The following is a 17677-nucleotide window of genomic DNA, read 5'->3' as shown; positions in this document are numbered from 1 at the left end:
CTCCTAGCTGGCCTCGCCGGTGAGGGAACCCTCGGCCAGCTCGTCGTCGGATCGGAACAGCTTCGGGTGCGCGGCGCGGATGCCGTCCACCACGGTCTCGTACGGGAAGTCGTCGAACTCGCCGCGCATCCGCAGGAACTCCATGTGCCTGCGGCCGTTCTCGTCGTACGGGTGGTACAGGCTGTCGGTCGTGCCGTCGAACTCGAGCGGCGCGATCTTGTAGAGCTTGCACAGCAGCTTGTTGAACACCGGGGTGGCCTTCACCCACCGACCGTCCAGGTGCACGGAGGTGAGGCTGTGGAAGCAGAACACGTCCCCGCCGACGAGCTCGCGCAGCCGCTCGGAGGACAGGTGGTTGCGCACGTCGCCGTAGACGATCCGGCTCGGCACGCCGACGGCGCGCACGGCTGCCGCGTACACAATGGACTTGTGCACGCAGAAACCCCGTTTGTGCTTGATGATCGCGCTCGCGGTGAACTCCCCGCGCGTCATCCGGCTGCCGTAGACCTCGTAGTTGATACCGTCGCGCACGGCGTAGTAGAGCCGCACGGCCTTCTCGGTGTCGCTGAGCCCCTCGCCCGCTTCCCCCTCGCCGGGCAGCGCCTTGGCGACGAACTCCCGCACGGTGTCGGAGTTGTAGTCGAGGAACTCGGTCTCGGCCGTCAGTGCTTTCAGGTCGACCGTCTCGTGTGAACTCATCCCAGTCCCATCATCGCGGCGACGCGCTGGCGCTGGATCTCCGTGGTGCCCGAGTAGATCGTCCCGGCCACGGCGTTGCGCACGTCCTTCTCGACCCCGTACTCGGTCATGTACCCGTACCCGCCGAACACCTGCACCGCGGCCAGCGCCGAGGCCAGGTTGGCCTCGCTGACCACCAGCTTGGTGATCGCGATGTCCGTGGTGACGTTCTTGCGCGCCACCAGCTTCTCGGCGGTGTCGTAGAGCCACTTGCGGGAGGTCTCCACCCCGATCCGCATGTCGACGAGCTTGTTCGACACCGACTGGTTGGACCCGATCGGCGCGCCGAACTGCTTGCGGGTCCTGGCGTAGCGCACGCTCTCGCGCAGCCGGTGCTCCATCTCGCCCAGGTTGACCACGAAGGAGAGCAGGATCTCCCACTTCATCACGTGGTCGAGCACCAGGAACCCGGCGCCCACCCGGCCGACCACCCGTGCGGCGGGTACCCGGACGCCGTCGAGGAACAGCTCGCTCAACGGCGAGGTCTTGAGGCCCATCTTGCCCATCGGCTGCCCCACGTGCAGGCCGGGGGAGTCGCGCTCCACCAGGAACGTGGTGATGGCGTCCGGCGCGCCCGCCTTGCCGGTGCGGGCGTACACCAGGTAGGTGTCGGCGATGGGACCGTTGCTGACGAACGACTTCGACCCGGTGAGCACGTAGTCGTCGCCGTCGAGGACCGCGGTGGTGCGCATGGCCATCATGTCCGAGCCCGCGTCCGGCTCGCTGATCGCGTGCGCGCCGATGGCCGAGCCGGAGCACACCCCCGGCAGGTACCTGGCCTTGAGCTCGTCGGAACCGAAGCGGTGCAACGGGACCCCGGTGCTGACCACGTGCGTGGTCACCGAGAACGGGAACCCACCGTCCCGGCACGCCTCGCCGAGGCCCTCCAGCACGTACATCGTGGTCAGCAGGTCCGCGCCGAGCCCGCCGTACTCGGTGCCGAAGGGCAGGCCGAGCAGACCGGACTCGCGCACCAGCGCCCACCCGTCCCGGGAGAACTCGCCGGTGGCGTCCCGTTCCAGGTGGTCCTTGCCCACCGCGGCGCCCAACTCGGCCGCCGCGGCGCGCAAGGTGCGCTGCTCGTCGGTCCAACCGATCACGGGGCGCACTCGTAGTGGGAGAAGCCGTCGACGTCGAGGTTGTGCCGCTCGTCGCCGCGCAGCGCGGGGGAGAAGATCGACACCAGTTCCAGGTCCTGGTCGGGACCGGCGATGAGGAAGTGCGCGTCGTTCTGGTCGAGCGCGTAGAGCACCCCGGGCTCCAGCCGGTGGATGGCCCCGTCGGGGGTCTGCACCTCACCGAACCCGGCGATGCAGTAGCACGCTTCCAGGTGCTGGCGGTACTGCAACCGGGACTTGGTCCCCGCCCGCACGGTGGTGTGCGCGACGGAGAAGCCCATGTTGTCCGGTCTCAACAGGAACCGGTAGCTCAACCCGTTGCCCCAGTCGACGCAGGCGACATCGGAGCGGTTGCGGACGATCATGACGCTGGCCCTTTCACGAGTGCGGACTCAACGAAGGCGTCGACGGCGCGCACCGACCGGAACTGCTCCGGCGCGAGGTCGATGTCGTCGACGGGCAGGTCGTAGCGCTCGCCGAGCCAGCCGATCAGCCGCAGCAGGCCGAGGCTGTCGACCACGCCGTTGTCCAGCAGGTCGTAGTCGGCGTCGAGTTCGTCGGCCCGGATGTCGGGGGCGAACTCGGCGACGACGTACCGGGTGATCTCATCGATGCGGGACATCCGCTCCAGATCCCTTCCGTGCTAGACCCGTTCGGCCAGCAGCTTCTTGCGGTCGACCTTGCCGGTGGAGGTGCGGGGGAACTCGTCCGCGGTGAGCTCCACCGAGGACGGGACAGCGGTGCGGGGCAGCAGCCGCGCGCAGTGCGAGCGCAGGGTGAGGCTGTTGGGCCGGGTGCCGTCGACGGCGCGGATCACCGCGTGCAGCCGGTACCCGGCCTCGTCGTCGGGCACCGCGAGCACCACGACGTCGGCGACCTCGCCGTGCGACTGGAGCGCTTGCTCCACTTGGCGCAGGTTGGTCCGAACGCCGCGCACCTTGACCTGGTGGTCGGCGCGGCCGTCGAGGTGGAACACGCCGTCGGCGTCGCGGCGCACGAGGTCACCGGTGCGCAGCCAGGTCTCGCCGTCGACCTCGACCCACCGGTCGGTGATCGCGGTGTCGAGGTAGCGGCCCGCCTGGAACGGGGTGCGCACCAGCAACTCGCCGCCGTCCACCCTGGCCTCGACGCCGTCGATGGGTCTGCCGATCGGCACCGGGTCGGAGCTGGTCGGGTCCGAGTCGTGGATGAGGCTGTCGTTGGTCTCGGTGCAGCCGTACACATTCCGCAGCCGGGCGTTGGGGAAGAACTCGGGCAGGCGGGCCAGCAGTTCGGGCGGGATCGCGTCGCCGGTGTGCACGACCTCCCGCACGCCCGGGAACGGGCGGTCGGCGACCTCCAGCAGCCGCCGGTAGAACAGCGGGACCGCCTGGACGACGTCGACCTCGGCGTGGGTGAAGGCGCGCAGCAGGTAGCGGGCGTCGAGGGCGCGTTCCTGGTCGGCGAGCAGCACGTGGCCGCCGTGGCGCAGCGTGGTCCAGATGTCGAGCAGGCACAGGTCGAAGTTCAGCGGCGCGTAGCTGAACACCACGCTGCCCGCGGTGATGCCGAACGCGCTGGCGGCCCAGTCGGTGAACCGGTCGATCCCGGCGTCGGGCAGCGGCACGACCTTGGGCAGTCCGGTGGACCCGGAGGTGGTCAGCAGCGGCCCGACGCCGTCGAGGTCGGGCACCTCGTCGGCGGGCTCACCGGTGTCCACGGTGGTCAGGTCGGCGTGCAGCACGTGCCCACAACCCGCCTGCCGGTAGAGCGCCGCACTGGCGTCGACCCCGAGGTCGTGCGGCGGCAGCAGGAACGGGCGGCGTTCGGCCCAACAGGCCAGCACCAGCGCCACCGACTCGGGGGACTTGCGCACCCGCAACCCGACCGGCCGCCCCGCGGGCAGCCGCCCCAGCACCCGGGCGGCGTCGCCCACCAGTGCCCGCAGCTCCCGATAGGACACGTCGGCCCCATTGAACGTCAGCGCGGTGCCTTTGGCGCGACTGTCCACGAGACCGGATAAATGGTCTCCCATAAAGGCCCCCGATTGATAAGCATTCTGCCTTTCCGAGACGCTAGCGACGACCGGTCGGACCACGCAAACCGCCGAACGGGTGACGGTCTGGTGAAACCAATCCCAGATTGAAGGACCCCGGGCTAGCGTCGGTTACTCCAAAAGAGCCAGTCGGGCCACCCGGTCCGCGCAATGGCCCGCGCGCGCCGAGACCTGTTCACTATTGAATTCGCGGACTGGTGTTAACGCATTGGTGCGCTTCGCGGCTATACGCCCGCGAGAAAGTGGTGTAGGCCCGCTCTGTTCTCATGGGACGGTAAGGGGTTGACATCCCGCGACCATCCGGGGTGGAGGGTGCGCGCGGCGTCCGGCCCGGTGATCACTGTCGAGTGGTGTCGGCACGCGGCGGGTGGGTCTTGGTCCGGGTTCGCGGGGGCCGGCGTGGTCCGGTCTGTCGGAGTGGCCGCGAGAGCAGTGCTTACAATCGGCACCCGGTCCGCGAGGCCGTCGACTGGAGTGTCCACAACGGACTACTCGGGCGTCGAGTAGACCTGACCGAGCGACCGGTGCACCCGGGCGATGTCCTCGGGCGCGGTCCTGGTGGTGCGGCGGGCGCGGGCCAGGTGGGCCAGGATCACCCCGGCCATCACCTCCGCCTCGCGCTCCTCGACGGCCGAGTAGTTCTGGCGCGCCAGCAGCACCGTGGGGTCGATGTCGGGGAACAGCAGGTCCAGGGCCGTGCCGTCGAGGTTGTCGCCGATGTGGCCGCACAGCAGGTGGCCGAGTTCGTGGGCGATGATGTGTTCCTGGTGCGGCGTACTGGTTTGCGACTCGTATACGATGTAATCCCCGGCCCTGGTGGACAACCAGACGCCGGTGGGGTCGGTGCTGCGCAGTGCCATGGGGATCAGGTCGATGTCGCGGCCGAGCCGGGCGGCGACCTGGGCGCAGAAGCGGTGGATGTCGCCGTCGGCGGGGATGTCGAAGGCGGCGAGGCGGTCCGCGCACTCGCGGCGCAGGCGCTTGACCGTCGCCGGTCCGGACCGCCTCAGGCGGAGCCAGTCGAGGACCGGGATTCCCACGTCGCATCTCCCGCGAGTTCGGTCGGCCGGGGTGGTGGCGCGGCCGGTCCACCTCGCCAAGGGTAACGGACGAAGCACTCGCTGACGCGGACCAACCAGGCGATCTCACTGGGCAGACTGTCGATGGGCGGGCTGAAGAACACGAGGTCCTCGCCGCCGACCGGTGCGCCGAGCGCGGCGCGGATCTGGCTCGCGGCGACCACGGCCTCCGGGTCCCGGCCCGCGGTCCTCGCAGTCGCCGCCGCTTGGGCGAGCACGTCGCTGGTGAGCCGGGATCGCAGTACCAGCAACCCGTCGCGGATCTCGATGACCCTGCGGTAGAGCCGGTGGCTCAACTCGGTCGTCTGCACGAGGTCGTGCGCGGCGGAACGCGGTGGTTCCAAGGCGATGTGCGGCACGGCTTGGTAGATTGCCAACCATAGCGGGTAGAGCGTGCGGTATGTCCGGTAGGAGCGCACCCACACCGCGAGCCGTGGCCCCCACGACGGGATCGTCAGTCCGAGAGCGATGAACAAGATGGCGCTACCGCAGCCGACCGGGGTAAGCCATTCCCAGCGCAACGGGTCGAGTCCCAGATAGGCCAGCACTATGCCCGTGACCCGGTTGACGCACATGCTCAGGTAGCACAACGCGCCGAGTGCGGTAAGACGCAATCCTCGGCGTAGCCAGGGTTCCTCGGTGCGGCGGGCGCAGGACACACACATCCGGAAGATCTCGATGAGACCCGCGCCGAACGTGATGACGTAGACCAGTGTGTAGATGGCCACCGCGGGGCGGGTGTAGTTCTCCGGCAGGTAGGTCTCCGAGTGCTGCTCGACAGCGGCATACACCCAGAGGGCGATAAGAGCGGCGGACACCACCACCGCGTAAGCGATGCGTCGGCGTGCGCGCGGCCATGCCTGCTCGGGAGGGTGCGACCAGTACACGAGCAGTACCAGCATGCTCGGCGTGAACAACCCGACCGCGAGCACGTGCATCAGCAGCACGGCGAGGTTGGGCACACCGGTGCTGTCGTCGAACGCGGCAGCGATCTGGGGGACCGCCAAGACCCAGCCGATGCCTTCGGCCAGCAGCGCCACGATGAGCGCTACCACGGCTGGGTCGCGGCGGTTGCGCCAAGAGGCGATCACCCGGTAACCGAGGGCGGTGAAGCACAACACCGCGCACGACGAGAAGACCACCGTCTTGACGACAAGCATGCTCACGCTGAGACGGTGTCAGGCGTTCGCTCGACGCGGTAGGACAACCACCCTGATGCCACTGCGAACACACCTATGATCCCACCGACCACACCAAGCCAGACAGGGCCAACGAAGGCGAGAGTCGCCCCGCCCAGCCCGCCGCCGACCGCGATACCGAGGTACAGCGCCGAAGAGTTGAGCGACACCGTGAACGGCCCAGAGGCGGTGGACAGCTCCAACAGCCGATGCTGCTGCGGCACCAGGTACATCCACGACGCGATGCCCCACACCAACACCGCGACCACGGCGACCGGGAACGTGTGTGTGGTGAGCGGAAGCAGCAGCAGGTCCGCGGCCATCACCCCGAGGGCGATGAGCAGCACGGACTTGTTGCCCCATCGGTCGACGGCGGGGCCTGCGATGGCGTTGCCGATCACGGCCCCGATACCGAAGATGAGCAGCAGCAACGACAGCGTCTTACCGCTACCGCCGGTCGCCTCGTCGAAGACCGCGCTGATGTAGGTGTAGACGAGGTGCTCTGACACCAACGCCAGGAACGTGGTGGTCAGCACCAGCGCCACAATCCCGCTTCGTAGTGGTGCGAGCCGTTCGCGAAGAGTGTGCGGCGGCGGGTCCTTGACCGCCCCGAGCAGGAGCGGTGCGAGCAAGGCGAACGTGCCCAACCCCACGACCAGCCACAACGTCGCCCGCCAGCCGAAGCTCGACCCGACGAACGTCCCGATCGGCACACCGAGCGCGGTCGCCACGGTCAACCCGCCCACCACGATGGACAACGCCGTGCCGCGACGGCCCTCCGGCGCGTTCTCCGAGGCGATCGCCACCGCGTGCGGGGTGAACGACGACGCCCCGGCCGCCGCGATGATCCGGCCGAGCACCATGACCTCGAACGACCCGGACAGCGCCGACACCACGTTGCCCGCGATGAAGGTCAGCAGGGCGAGGGTGATGATCCGTTTGCGCGGCCACGACGAGGTGATGCTCGCGCTGATCGGCGCCAGCACCGCGTACGCGAACGAGAACACGGTCACCAACTGCCCCGCGGTCTCCACGGTGATCCCCAGGTCCGCGCTGACCTCCGGCAACAGCCCGGCGAAGATGAAGGCGTCCGTCCCGATGGCGAACGTCCCCACGGCGAGCAGATAGAGCACGACGGGCATGAACAGTCCCTTCCCCGATCCCCTTGACCCACCCGCTGCCGTTCCCCGTCCATCTCGGCTGACGGCAGGCGGTGGCGCAACCCTGGCCCACGATGTGAACTCCGACGCCGGAGCGTGGTGGATCTCTCACTCGCCGTCGTCGGCGTCATCCCGCGCGGTAGCGCTGTCGGTCGAGCGCGCCCGCTGCAGCCTGCTGACCTCTTGCATGATCCGCACGATCGAGCGCCGCGCGTCCGGGTCGAGGTGGCTGGCGCGCAGGGCGATGTCGCGGACGTCGGCGTCGCGCATGGCGGCGGCCAGCGCGAGCTGCGAGTCGACCCGCTCGGTGGTCTCGTCCTCGAAGAAGTAGCTGACCGGGACCTGGAAGAAGGCCGCGATCGCCTCCAGGTGCCGCTTGGTCGGGTTGTCCCGCTGGCCGGTCCGCAACTGCCAGACGTAGGTCTTGGAGAACGTCCCGCCCGCGACCTCGGCGCACCCGCGGGCGACCTCGTCGTAGCTGTACTCGCGGCCCCCGGGGCGGATGGTCTTGAACAGGTGGTCGATCTTGTCCGCGAGGGTCGACGGGGGCATCGGCGCACCTCCGTTCGCTGTCGTGGACGTTCGCTGTGATGAACGTTCGTGAGATCCGTGCCCAGTCTAGTTGACGGTCAACTCCCGGTCTCCTTACGATTGCGTTCGCTCAGATGGACGAGGTGCCCTTCTTTTCGCCGTTTCAGCTAACACGGAGAACCATGACGACCACCGGGGAGTTCGTCGACCTGTCCGAGCGGGCCACCGGCTCGCGGACCGGCACCGTCGCGGTGCTCGGCGCGGGCGCGATGGGGCAGGGGATCGCCCAACTCGCGCTCGCCGCCGGACACCGGGTGCTGTGGCACAACCGCTCCGCCGACCGGCTCGACCGCTCGGGCGACATCGTCCGCGGCAGGCTGGAACGCCTGGTCCAGAAGGGGAAGCTGGCCGAGTCGGTCTACCGGGACGCCGTCACCGCACTGGAGGTGACCACCGACCTGGCCGCGCTCGCCGACGCCGACCTGGTGATCGAGTCGATCGCCGAGGACTTCGACGTCAAGACCGAGGTGTTCGCCGCCCTGGAGCAGGTGCTGCGGGAAGACGCGATCCTGGCGACCAACACCTCGTCGTTGTCGGTCAACGCCCTCTCCGCCAGGTTGACCCACCCTGGCCGTTTCCTCGGTCTGCACTTCTTCAACCCGGCGCCGTTGCTGCCATTGGTGGAGGTAGTGCCAAGCGCACGGACGGCTCCGTCGACCACGGACACGGCCCTGGACGTCATGCGCTCTTGGGGCAGGCAACCGGTCTTGTCCCGCCCGACACCCGGGTTCATCGTCAACCGTGTCGCGCGCCCGTTCTACAGCGAGGCGCTGCGGATCGTGGACGAGACCAACGCCGACCCGAGGGTCGTCGACGCGGCGATCACCGGTGGCGGTGGGTTCCGGATGGGGCCGCTGGAGCTGACGGACCTGATCGGGCAGGACGTCAACCTCGAGGTCACCCGGCAGATCTGGAACGCCATGGGATTCGACCCGCGCTACAGCCCTTCGGCGGCGCAACAGGCTCTAGTCGAATCCGGGTTGCTCGGCCGTAAGACCGGGCAAGGGTTCTATCGCTACCCCGACGACAAGCCTGTTGTCGGTACCGAGGTGGTATCCACGCCAGGGCAGGTGACTGTGCGCGGTGACCTCGGACCGGCCGAACCTGTCGTCGGATTGTTGGAGGCCGCAGGCTGGACCGTCACGCGTGAGGACGGACCTGGACTCTTGGCCCTCCCCAGCGGGGTCGTGCTGGCGTTGACCGATGGTCGTACCGCGGCCGTGCTGGAACGGGACCTGGACGCGCCGGTCGTGGTGTTCGACCTGGCCCTGGACTTCGCCGCCACCGAGCACACCGTGATCGCCGTCGGACCCAGGGCGCGGACGGCCGGGCTCGCGCAGGCGCGGGAGCTGGTGGCCGCGTTCAGCAAGCGGGTCAGCGTGTTCGCCGACTCGCCGGGGCTGGTCGTGGCGCGGACCGTCGGCATGCTGGTCAACCAGGCGGTCGAGGTCGTCGCCGAGGGCGTGTGCGCCGCCGCCGATGTCGAGGTAGCCGTGCGGACCGGGGTGAACTACCCGCGCGGCCTGTTGGAGTGGGGGGACGCCGTCGGGCCGGAGTGGCTGTGCCGGGTGCTGGACAACATCGCCGCGGTCATCCACCCGACCCGCTACCGGGTGACGCCGTCGTTGCGGTTGGCGGCGGCCGCCGGGAGTTCGTTGTCGGAAGCGGTGTGAGGCGGGGAGGACTGTCATGGACATCTTGGGCAAGCTCGCGGACGACCTGGAAGTCGTACGGGCGCAGGGGCGCTACCGCGAGTACCTGAACCTGGAGCGGCGCGCGGACCTCGCACCGGGAGCCATCGCACACGGCGAGGACGGTCCACGCGACCTGGTTGTGTGGTGCTCCAACGACTACCTGTCGATGAGCCACCACCCGGTTGTCTTATCGGCGGTAGTCGAGGCTGCCGAGCGCGTTGGCCTGGGCACGGGCGGCGCGCGCAGCATCTCCGGTAACAGCATCTACCACCAGCAGCTAGAAGCCGAACTCGCTGACCTCTACGGCAAGCCGAAGGCGCTGCTGTTCAGCACCGGGTTCAACGCCAACGACTCGGCGCTCAGCGCACTCGGGGCCCGGCTGCCCGGGTTGATCTACTTCTCCGACGAGCTGAACCACGCGTCGATCATCCGCGGCGTGCGGAGCTCGGGCGCGGCCAAGCGGATCTTCCGGCACAACGACACCGAGGACCTGCGCGAGCTGCTGGCCGCCGCGGACCCGGCGGCCCCGAAGATCATCGTGTTCGAGTCCCTGTACTCGATGGAGGGCGACTTCGCGCCGATCGAGGAGATCATCGCGCTGGCCGAGGAGTTCGGCGCGTTGACCTATGTGGACGAGGTACACGCCGCGGGAAGCTACGGCGCTACCGGCTCCGGTTACGCCGAGGAGCTCGGTGTGGCCGACCGGATCACGATATTCCACGGCGGCTTCGGTAAGGGCTACGGCGGCGCGGGCGGTTACCTCGTGGGACCTGCGGAGATCGTCGACACGGTCCGGTCGTTCGCGGTGCCGTTCGTGTTCAGCACCTCGTCGCCCGCGCCGGTCGTCGCCGGTGCCCTGGCCAGCGTGCGGCACCTGCGCGCCAACGCCGACCAGCGCGACGTCCTGCACGCCCGCTGCCGCCAGCTCCGCGAGACCCTCGCCGAGCTGCGCATCCCCGTGCTCTCCCGGGACAGCCACATCCTCCCGGTCCTGGTCGGCGACCCGCACAAGAACAAGGAGGTCAGCGCCCGGCTGCTGCGCGACCACCAGATCTACGTCCAGCCGGTGAACGCCCCCACGGTCCCCGCGGGCACCGAACGCCTCCGCGTCACCCCGACGTCCCGGCACACCGAGGACGACGTGGTGGCCTTCGCCAAGGCCATCGACCAGGTGTGGTCCTCGGTAGAGCTACCCAGGCTGCCCCACTGAACCCGGCCGGTGCCGTCATCTGGGGGTGGCGGCACCGGCCAACCCCTCCGCAGGCATGATCCGTGGACATGCACCTAGCGGCGATCACAGTGGACTGCGCGAACCCAGCCCACCTCAGCACCTTCTGGCAAGCCCTCCTCACCGGCGACCTCTCCACCCCCGACGAGGAAGGCGTCATCACCCTCACCCTCCCCGGCGGCCCACAACTGGACTTCGCCCCCGTCCCCGAGGCCAAGTCCACCAAGAACCGCCTCCACCTGGACCTGCGCACCACCGACTACAGTCGCGACGCGGAACGAGCCATCCTCCTGGGCGCGACCCCGGCCGACGACATCTACCCAGGCGATGGCTGGCGGGTCCTCCGCGACCCGGAGGGCAACGAGTTCTGCCTGCTCCGCCCCGACCCCGACTCCCCACCAGCGAGCTGACCCGATGACCACAGGCCCCACCCGAACCCGCCTGCACCACGTCGCCATGTCCGGAACCGCCGCCGAGGCCGCGGCCCTGGTCAAGTCCGGCGCGGACCCGGGGAGCGCGGACCACAACGGATTCACCCCACTGCACCTGGCCGCCCAGTTCGGCAACCTCGCCGTGGCCGAGATCCTCCTCCGCGCCGGAGCCCCCGTCGACCCGCGGAACACCCACGGCAACACCCCCCTGTTCACCGCCGTCTTCACCTCCCAAGGCCGCGGCGACATGATCACCCTGCTCCGCGCCAACGGAGCAGACCCGACCCTGCCCAACACCGCAGGCCAGACACCCCTGGCCCTGGCCAGACTGATCGCCAACCACGACGTCCGGCAGTTCTTCACCGACCTCGACTAACGCATCGCGCGTACAAGACTGCTGACGCGTTTGTCGTCACGGTGTTCGAACACGCGAATCTGTTCTCCAACCGCCCGCCCGGAGAGTTGGTGCTCCTGCTCGAGCCCGATCAGTGGCCGGCGAACGCCTGACTGCTGAGCATCTCTGCGGGTGCGTGCCCATGTGACCGTCGGCAGAAGATGATGGGCGAGGCCGAACGTATCAGTCAGCACTACAGCGAAGGACCGCTTGAGCCGCTGTTCACGTCGTTCCCCATCGCCGTGCAAGCGTGCGAACGTATCGGTGCCAAACCAACTTGGTTCTGATATCTCGAAACGGAACGGGTGCAGATCGCGTGCGCGATCGACAGTTCGCCAACTTCTCTCCTGTGCGGTAGTCGTCACCGCACATTCGCCTTCACCTCCCCGGAGAAGTGTCCGTGGCGGTGGTCCGAGTGGCAGGCGACACCTGGAGTGGGCCACGCCCACAGCAGACGCACAGGAATCATCCATGGCACGCACAGGCTGACCGGCGATCGTTCGGCCATGACAACGCCCGCCCTCGTACCGCCTTCCGCGTCGAGCCGCGTCCCCGGGGTGTTGTCGATCCCCGCCGCCCGACCGGGGCACCACGACCGCGACACCCCGCGCACTCTCCACACCGCGCGGTCGGTCCTCGTGGTCCTCGCCCTGGTCGTCGCGGGGTGGTTCGCCGTGCGGAGCCTGCCGTCGTGGTCGAGCCTGGTGGACGCGTTCACCGCGGTCGACCTCCCGTTGGTACTGGTGGCCGCCTGCGCGCAGGTGGGCTCGCTGTGGATGTTCGCCAAGCAGCAGCAGGCGCTGCTCGCCGGGTTCGGGGTGCGCGTGCCGACCCGTTCGATGCTGGCCATCACCTACAGCCGGTCCGCGATGTCGATGACGCTGCCCGGGGGTTCGGTCGTGTCCGCGCTGTTCGCCGTCGAGCAGTACCGCCGGTTCGGCGCGAGCCGGGCGACCACAGCCATCGTCACCGTCGCGTCCGGGGTGGTGTCGGCGCTGGGCCTGGCGAGCATGTACCTCGGCGGGCTCGCGGTCCGGTGGACGCTCGATCAACCCTGGTACACGACAGTGCCCGCGCTGCTGGTCATCGGCACAGCGGCCGGTGTGGCCGTGCGCGGCAGTCGTACCGAAAGGCCAGCCCGGCGACCTGATGACGAAAGCCAGTCCGACGCAACACGAACGCACCGCGCGCTCGCCGCGGTCATGGCCGCACTACGGGGTATGCGCGAGGTCCCGCTCCGGTCCTGGCTGTCCGGACTCGGCTACGCCGCCGCGAACTGGACCGCCGACCTGCTCTGCCTCATCACCGTCACAGCGGCCTTCGACGTCGACGTGTCCCTCGTCGAACTCGGCCTGCTCTACCTCGGCATCCAGTTGGTCCGGCAGATCCCGCTGAGCCCCGGTGGCATCGGCGTGATCGAAGTCAGCCTTATCGCCGGTCTCGGCCTCCTCGGCGTCACCGTCCCCACCGCCGCGGCGATCACCCTGGTGTACCGGCTCCTGTCCTGCTGGCTCGTCATCCCGCCTGGCCTGGCCACCTGGCTCACCCTCAAGCCCGCACCGTGATGGTGCCGGTCATGTACTGGTGGATCGAGCAGATGTAGGGGAACTCGCCCGGTTTGTCGAAGGTGTGGGTGAAGGTCGCGCCGTCGCTGAGGTCGGTGGAGGCGAACGTCTTGTCGGATGCCTTGACGTTGTGCTTGGCGGTGTCGGTGAACTTCCAGGTGACCGTGGCGCCGACGGTCACGGTGAGCTGCTGCGGGGCGAAGGTGAAGTCCTTGATCTCGACGGTGGCGTCGCCGGTGGCTGCGGGGGCTGACGGGGTGGGCGTGGAGTCGGTGCCGCACCCCGTCAGCGCCAGCGCCAAAGCCACGGCGACGAACGGAACGCGCATCTACTTCGGCAGGAGTGCGTCGGGCTTGACGGCCTTCTCGATGCCGATGAAGGCGTCCGGGACGGGGTACTGGCCGAGGACGAAGTTGAGGATCGCGGCGTGCATGGCTTCCACCGGTTGGATGGTGGCGGCGGTCATGATGCCGCCGGTGTCGGTCACGTTGGCCGCGGCGAAGGTGTAGGTCTGGGCGGCGGCGTTCTCCAGGTCCAGCGCCAGCTTCGCCACGTCGGGCACGGACTTGGCCGCGCCGAGGGCCTTGACCTGGTCGGCGGTGATCGTGAGCGGCGAGTCGCTGATGGTGGGTTTGCCCGCCTTGGACAGCACCGCGTTCCAGGCCGCCGCGTGGTCCTTGTGTTGCTTCATCGCGGTTTGCACGAAGACGCCGATGGCGGGTGGGACGGTACCCAGGGTGCCTTTGCCCGCTGCGTCGAGTGCGCCGGTGTAGGCGGTGACGGCGAGGTTCTCCAGGGCCGCGGCCAGGGCGACGACCTTGAGGTCGCCGTCGTAAGTGGCTGCGGCGGTGGTGCTCGCGGGTGCGGCGGTGGTGGTGGATGACCCGGTGTCGTTGCTGGAGCAGGCCGCGGCCATGCCCAGCGTGGTGACGCCGCCGACGCCGAGCAGGAAGCCGCGGCGGCCGGTCGGGAGGCCGCGGGTGATGTGCGCGAGGTTGGCGGAGAACTCGTCGAGCAGCGTGCGCACACCCGGGAAGGTGGACTCGTGCAACTCGTCGAGGTCGCGGGTCATCGCGGTCAGCTCGCGTTCGCTGATCTGCATCTCGGGGCGCTTGTCGGTGCTCACTTGACCGCTCCTTCCTCGACGGGCGATGCCTTCTCGGTGGGGAAGAACGCGTCCGGGAACCCGACGCTGCCCGCGGCGTCCGGGAGCTTCGCCGCATCCGGGGGTAGGGCGATCAGTTGCGGGGCGCCACCGTCGAGCAGGGCCTTGACCGCGAGCAGGATGGCCTTGTGCTGGGACTCGACCCCGGCGACGCTGGCGAAGAGCTGCCGCAGTTCGGCGGTGGAGACCTGGCTGACGTTCTTGGTGTAGGTCTGCGCCGCCACGTCCTCCAGCGCGATCGCCAGGGCGACGACATCACCGGCGCCCTTGATCGTCGGCACGGTCTCCTTCACGACCGCCGCGTACTTGGCGTTCGGGTCGTTCTGCGCCTTGCCGCCCAGCTTGGCCACCGCGCCGTTGAACGCCTGCGCGTGCTCGGTGTGCTGCGCCATCGTCTTCTCGGCGAACGCCTTCACCACACCGTTGGCGTCCGCACCACCGATGAACGGCAGCGTCAGCGCGGTCTTGTAGGTCGCGACCGCCAGGTTCTCCAGGCTCGCCGCGGTCTGCAACGCCTGGACGTCCTGGGCGGGGTCGGCGGCCGCGGGCCAGGCCGCGAGCAGCGTTCCCACGCCTGCCAGTCCGGCGACCACACCGGCCTTGCCCCAGCCCGGCCACTGCCCGCCCGGATCGCGTGACCCGGACCGGGTGTCCAGCACGGCCTCGACGTAGTCGTCGAGGTCCCGTGTGGCCGTGCGCATCGCGTCGGACTGCAGGTCATCGGACTCGACCAACAACTCGCGCAGGCCGCGTTCATCGATGGGATCCACCGGGCACCCTCCATCGCCTCGGCGAACCACACCACGACCGTGGCGATCTGTCACCGGCACCGCCATTCGACCTGAGTTCTGTTCACATGCCAACTCGGTCCGCGTCTACCACTCGAACGAGTCGGAATCGACACCGTGCAGGAACGGCAGGCCGTCATCCGTTGGTGCGCGCTCGGCCGGTGGCTCGACATGACACACCGTGGACAGGCTTCGGTGCGGCGACGATAGGGCATTCGCACCTCGCCACTGTCCGGATTGGTCGGCGTGACGGCCGTTTGCCCTGGGGTGAACTCGTTGTGCGGCAACCAAACCACCGGGTGTCGGGTGGCGAATCCGCTGTCGTGGTCCGTGTTCGCGGGCCGGGTGAGGGTGGTGGTGCCGGTGTTGACGCTCGCGTTGATCGGGTTGGTCGGGGGGTTGGTCACCGGGATCTCGCCGTGCATCCTGCCGGTGTTGCCGGTGATCTTCTTCACCGGCGCGCAGTCCACCAGGGCCGAAGGCGAGTCCGGTGGTGGCGTGGCGGTGGCGGCGCGGCCGGTGTCGAAGGCGCGGCCCTATCTGGTGATCGCGGGACTGGTGGTGAGCTTCACGCTCGTCACCCTGTTCGGGTCGTTGTTGTTGTCGGTGCTGGGGTTGCCGCAGGACGTGTTGCGGTGGGCCGGGCTGGTGGTGTTGGTGCTGATCGGTGTCGGACTGATCGTGCCGCGGTTCGAGCACCTGCTGGAGAAGCCGTTCAGCTGGATCCCGCAGCGCAACCCGGACGCGTCCAAGGGCGGGTTCGCGCTGGGGTTGGCGTTGGGCGCGGTGTACGTGCCGTGCGCGGGTCCGGTGCTGGCGGCGATCACGGTGGCCGGGTCGACCGGGCGGATCGGGATCGACACCGTCGTGCTCACCGCGACGTTCGCCGTCGGTGCCGCGCTGCCGTTGTTGGTGTTCGCCCTGGCGGGGCGGCGGGTCGCCGAGCGGGTCCGCGCGTTCCGCAAGCGCCAGCGGGGGATCCGGGTCACCGCCGGGATCGTCATGATCGCGTTGGCGGTGGGGTTGGTGTTCAACCTCCCGCAGTTGTTGCAGCGGGCGATCCCGGACTACACCGGCGGATTGCAGGAACAGGTGAACGAGTCCGCCCCCGTCCGTGAGGCGCTCGACCTCGGCGGCCTGACCAACGACCAGAACAAGGACCTGGCCAAGTGCACCGTCGGCGCCACCGAGTTGCAGAGCTGCGGCACGGCACCGGACATTCGCGGCATCCAGCAGTGGCTCAACACACCTGAGGGCGCGGCGGTCAACCTGACCGATCTGCGGGGCAAGGTCGTGCTGCTCGACTTCTGGGCGTACTCGTGCATCAACTGCCAACGCTCGATCCCGCACGTGACCGCCTGGGACGACGCCTACCGCGCCGCCGGGCTGCGGGTGATCGGCGTGCACTCCCCGGAGTACGCGTTCGAGAAGGAACCCCGCAACGTCATCGACGCCACCGCCGGGTTCGGCATCCGCTACCCCGTGGCGCTGGACAACTCGCTGTCCACATGGACCAACTACCGCAACCGCTACTGGCCCGCCCACTACCTCATCGACGCCACGGGCACCGTCCGGCACATCAAGTTCGGCGAGGGCGACTACGACGTCACCGAGCGCATGATCCGAGACCTGTTGCGCGCCAACGACCCCGGCGTCTCACTGCCGGCGCCGACCGACACCGCCGACACCACACCCGACACCGCCGACATCACCCGCGAGACCTTCCTCGGCTCCACCAAACAGGTCAACTTCTCCGGTGAAGGCCCCTACACCGCGGGCCAGACCTCGTTCGCCTTCCCCGCCCAGCAGCCCGACAACACCTTCGCCCTCGACGGCGCCTGGACCCTCGACACCCAGAACGCCACCCCCACCGGCACCGACGCACGCGTCCGACTGAACTACCGCGCCAAAGAAGTCCGCGTCGTGCTTGCCGGAACCGGCACCGTCACCCTCGACACGCCCAGCGGCCCCCGCGCCATCACCGTGTCCGGCACGCCCCGCTCCTACGAGGTCATCACTACACCATCCGTGCAGCCAGGCACTCTCACCGCCACTGTCGGCAGCGGAGTATCGGTCTTCTCCTTCACCTTCGGCTGACCACGCGCCACGATCGGGTGGCGGGCCAATCCGCCCCACCCGACCGGTCGAATCACCCCCGAAGCACTGAGCGAGGCCATCCCTCAGTCCACACGCGACTGATCCTTCCCAGCACTCTGGAGTCGAACCGTCATGCAGAACAGGATTCGCACCGCTGTCGTCATCGCCGCGATCGGCGCGTTGGCGCTGACGGCAGCGGCCTGCGGGAGCAGCGACAAGACCGCCGCAGGCTCGTCCGCGGCGACCACCACGACCGCTGCCCCGATGACCACCACGGCCGCGAAGGCCGCCGCTGCCGCCTCGGACCTGGTCGGTCCGGGTTGTGCCGACTACGCCAAGGCCGTGCCGAGTGGTGCGGGTTCGGTGTCGGGTATGGCCGCTGACCCGGTGGCTGTGGCCGCGGGCAACAACCCGCT

Annotated in this window: 18 protein-coding genes and 1 pseudogene; 7 read left to right on the top strand and 12 right to left on the bottom strand. The window is 69.0% G+C overall.

All coding sequences use genetic code 11. The features are described from left to right. Positions 1–3 precede the first annotated feature (3 nt). From CLV68_RS19970 to CLV68_RS19930, 9 genes are all read right to left on the bottom strand, one after another. Positions 4–699, bottom strand: a complete 696-nt coding sequence (locus CLV68_RS19970; RefSeq protein ID WP_121392441.1) for a transglutaminase-like domain-containing protein — start codon at positions 697–699, stop codon at positions 4–6. Then, positions 696–1838: an acyl-CoA dehydrogenase family protein gene (locus CLV68_RS19965; protein WP_121392889.1), complete on the bottom strand. Its 1143-nt coding sequence runs from the start codon at positions 1836–1838 to the stop codon at positions 696–698. Before CLV68_RS19965 ends, CLV68_RS19970 begins: the two co-directional genes overlap by 4 nt. Then, on the bottom strand, positions 1835–2221 hold the full coding sequence (locus CLV68_RS19960) for an ectoine synthase (RefSeq protein WP_121392440.1): 387 nt from the start codon (positions 2219–2221) through the stop codon (positions 1835–1837). Before CLV68_RS19960 ends, CLV68_RS19965 begins: the two co-directional genes overlap by 4 nt. After that, positions 2218–2478 (bottom strand): phosphopantetheine-binding protein, encoded by a 261-nt coding sequence (locus tag CLV68_RS19955; protein WP_121392439.1) that lies wholly within the window; start codon positions 2476–2478, stop codon positions 2218–2220. The genes CLV68_RS19960 and CLV68_RS19955 overlap by 4 nt, the downstream gene beginning before the upstream one ends. Positions 2479–2499: 21 nt before the next feature. Next, entirely contained in the window at positions 2500–3798 is a 1299-nt protein-coding gene (locus CLV68_RS19950) for an AMP-binding protein (RefSeq protein ID WP_121392888.1), read from the bottom strand. Between the two features lie 581 nt (positions 3799–4379). Continuing rightward, the gene (locus CLV68_RS19945) at positions 4380–4931 is read right to left on the bottom strand and encodes an ImmA/IrrE family metallo-endopeptidase (protein ID WP_121392438.1); all 552 of its coding nucleotides are present in this window, start codon (positions 4929–4931) and stop codon (positions 4380–4382) included. Further along, positions 4898–6130, bottom strand: a complete 1233-nt coding sequence (locus CLV68_RS19940; protein WP_121392437.1) for an MAB_1171c family putative transporter — start codon at positions 6128–6130, stop codon at positions 4898–4900. Before CLV68_RS19940 ends, CLV68_RS19945 begins: the two co-directional genes overlap by 34 nt. A 2-nt stretch (positions 6131–6132) precedes the next feature. Then, positions 6133–7290: an MFS transporter gene (locus tag CLV68_RS19935; RefSeq protein WP_121392436.1), complete on the bottom strand. Its 1158-nt coding sequence runs from the start codon at positions 7288–7290 to the stop codon at positions 6133–6135. Between the two features lie 126 nt (positions 7291–7416). Next, positions 7417–7860, bottom strand: a complete 444-nt coding sequence (locus tag CLV68_RS19930) for a helix-turn-helix transcriptional regulator (RefSeq protein WP_121392435.1) — start codon at positions 7858–7860, stop codon at positions 7417–7419. Positions 7861–8021: 161 nt separating this feature from the next. Here CLV68_RS19930 and CLV68_RS19925 point away from each other — a divergent pair, with 161 nt between their 5' ends. From CLV68_RS19925 to CLV68_RS19905, 5 genes are all read left to right on the top strand, one after another. After that, positions 8022–9572: a 3-hydroxyacyl-CoA dehydrogenase gene (locus tag CLV68_RS19925; protein ID WP_121392434.1), complete on the top strand. Its 1551-nt coding sequence runs from the start codon at positions 8022–8024 to the stop codon at positions 9570–9572. A 16-nt stretch (positions 9573–9588) separates the two neighbouring features. Next, positions 9589–10803 carry a 5-aminolevulinate synthase gene (gene hemA / locus CLV68_RS19920; protein WP_121392433.1) on the top strand — a complete coding sequence of 405 codons (1215 nt, stop codon included), beginning with the start codon at positions 9589–9591 and terminating at the stop codon, positions 10801–10803. Between the two features lie 68 nt (positions 10804–10871). After that, complete coding sequence (locus CLV68_RS19915) at positions 10872–11231, top strand: VOC family protein (RefSeq protein ID WP_121392887.1); 360 nt, start codon at positions 10872–10874, stop codon at positions 11229–11231. Positions 11232–11235: 4 nt separating this feature from the next. Beyond that, entirely contained in the window at positions 11236–11628 is a 393-nt protein-coding gene (locus tag CLV68_RS19910; RefSeq protein ID WP_121392432.1) for an ankyrin repeat domain-containing protein, read from the top strand. 524 nt (positions 11629–12152) lie between these two features. After that, complete coding sequence (locus CLV68_RS19905; protein ID WP_121392431.1) at positions 12153–13211, top strand: lysylphosphatidylglycerol synthase transmembrane domain-containing protein; 1059 nt, start codon at positions 12153–12155, stop codon at positions 13209–13211. Here CLV68_RS19905 and CLV68_RS19900 read toward each other — a convergent pair. From CLV68_RS19900 to CLV68_RS19890, 3 genes are read right to left on the bottom strand one after another with little or no spacing between them, the layout of a single operon-like run. Then, complete coding sequence (locus tag CLV68_RS19900) at positions 13195–13539, bottom strand: cupredoxin domain-containing protein (RefSeq protein WP_121392430.1); 345 nt, start codon at positions 13537–13539, stop codon at positions 13195–13197. The two genes, CLV68_RS19905 and CLV68_RS19900, sit on opposite strands and share 17 nt — an antisense overlap. Further along, positions 13540–14337 (bottom strand): ferritin-like domain-containing protein, encoded by a 798-nt coding sequence (locus tag CLV68_RS19895; protein WP_211346686.1) that lies wholly within the window; start codon positions 14335–14337, stop codon positions 13540–13542. Next, positions 14334–15146, bottom strand: a complete 813-nt coding sequence (locus CLV68_RS19890; RefSeq protein ID WP_211346685.1) for a ferritin-like domain-containing protein — start codon at positions 15144–15146, stop codon at positions 14334–14336. Before CLV68_RS19890 ends, CLV68_RS19895 begins: the two co-directional genes overlap by 4 nt. Before the next feature lie 324 nt (positions 15147–15470). Between CLV68_RS19890 and CLV68_RS19885 the strand changes: the two genes are divergently transcribed. Beyond that, complete coding sequence (locus CLV68_RS19885) at positions 15471–17261, top strand: cytochrome c biogenesis protein DipZ (RefSeq protein WP_246010010.1); 1791 nt, start codon at positions 15471–15473, stop codon at positions 17259–17261. A 132-nt stretch (positions 17262–17393) separates the two neighbouring features. After that, positions 17394–17677 (top strand): annotated as a pseudogene (locus tag CLV68_RS35700) (fasciclin domain-containing protein); the annotation flags it as partial.

The organism is Actinokineospora cianjurensis (genome assembly GCF_003663795.1).
Classification (GTDB): Bacteria; Actinomycetota; Actinomycetes; order Mycobacteriales; family Pseudonocardiaceae; genus Actinokineospora; species Actinokineospora terrae.
This window is presented reverse-complemented; position numbering and strand designations above follow the sequence as displayed.

What these genes read in the sequence shown, in the direction of transcription:
- CLV68_RS19970 (WP_121392441.1), bottom strand. Translation starts at nt 699, where the DNA reads ATGAGTTCACACGAGACGGTCGACCTGAAAGCACTGACGGCCGAGACC.
- CLV68_RS19960 (WP_121392440.1), bottom strand. Translation starts at nt 2,221, where the DNA reads ATGATCGTCCGCAACCGCTCCGATGTCGCCTGCGTCGACTGGGGCAAC.
- CLV68_RS19955 (WP_121392439.1), bottom strand. Translation starts at nt 2,478, where the DNA reads ATGTCCCGCATCGATGAGATCACCCGGTACGTCGTCGCCGAGTTCGCC.
- CLV68_RS19940 (WP_121392437.1), bottom strand. Translation starts at nt 6,130, where the DNA reads ATGCTTGTCGTCAAGACGGTGGTCTTCTCGTCGTGCGCGGTGTTGTGC.
- CLV68_RS19935 (WP_121392436.1), bottom strand. Translation starts at nt 7,290, where the DNA reads ATGCCCGTCGTGCTCTATCTGCTCGCCGTGGGGACGTTCGCCATCGGG.
- CLV68_RS19930 (WP_121392435.1), bottom strand. Translation starts at nt 7,860, where the DNA reads ATGCCCCCGTCGACCCTCGCGGACAAGATCGACCACCTGTTCAAGACC.
- CLV68_RS19925 (WP_121392434.1), top strand. Translation starts at nt 8,022, where the DNA reads ATGACGACCACCGGGGAGTTCGTCGACCTGTCCGAGCGGGCCACCGGC.
- hemA (WP_121392433.1), top strand. Translation starts at nt 9,589, where the DNA reads ATGGACATCTTGGGCAAGCTCGCGGACGACCTGGAAGTCGTACGGGCG.
- CLV68_RS19915 (WP_121392887.1), top strand. Translation starts at nt 10,872, where the DNA reads ATGCACCTAGCGGCGATCACAGTGGACTGCGCGAACCCAGCCCACCTC.
- CLV68_RS19910 (WP_121392432.1), top strand. Translation starts at nt 11,236, where the DNA reads ATGACCACAGGCCCCACCCGAACCCGCCTGCACCACGTCGCCATGTCC.
- CLV68_RS19905 (WP_121392431.1), top strand. Translation starts at nt 12,153, where the DNA reads ATGACAACGCCCGCCCTCGTACCGCCTTCCGCGTCGAGCCGCGTCCCC.
- CLV68_RS19900 (WP_121392430.1), bottom strand. Translation starts at nt 13,539, where the DNA reads ATGCGCGTTCCGTTCGTCGCCGTGGCTTTGGCGCTGGCGCTGACGGGG.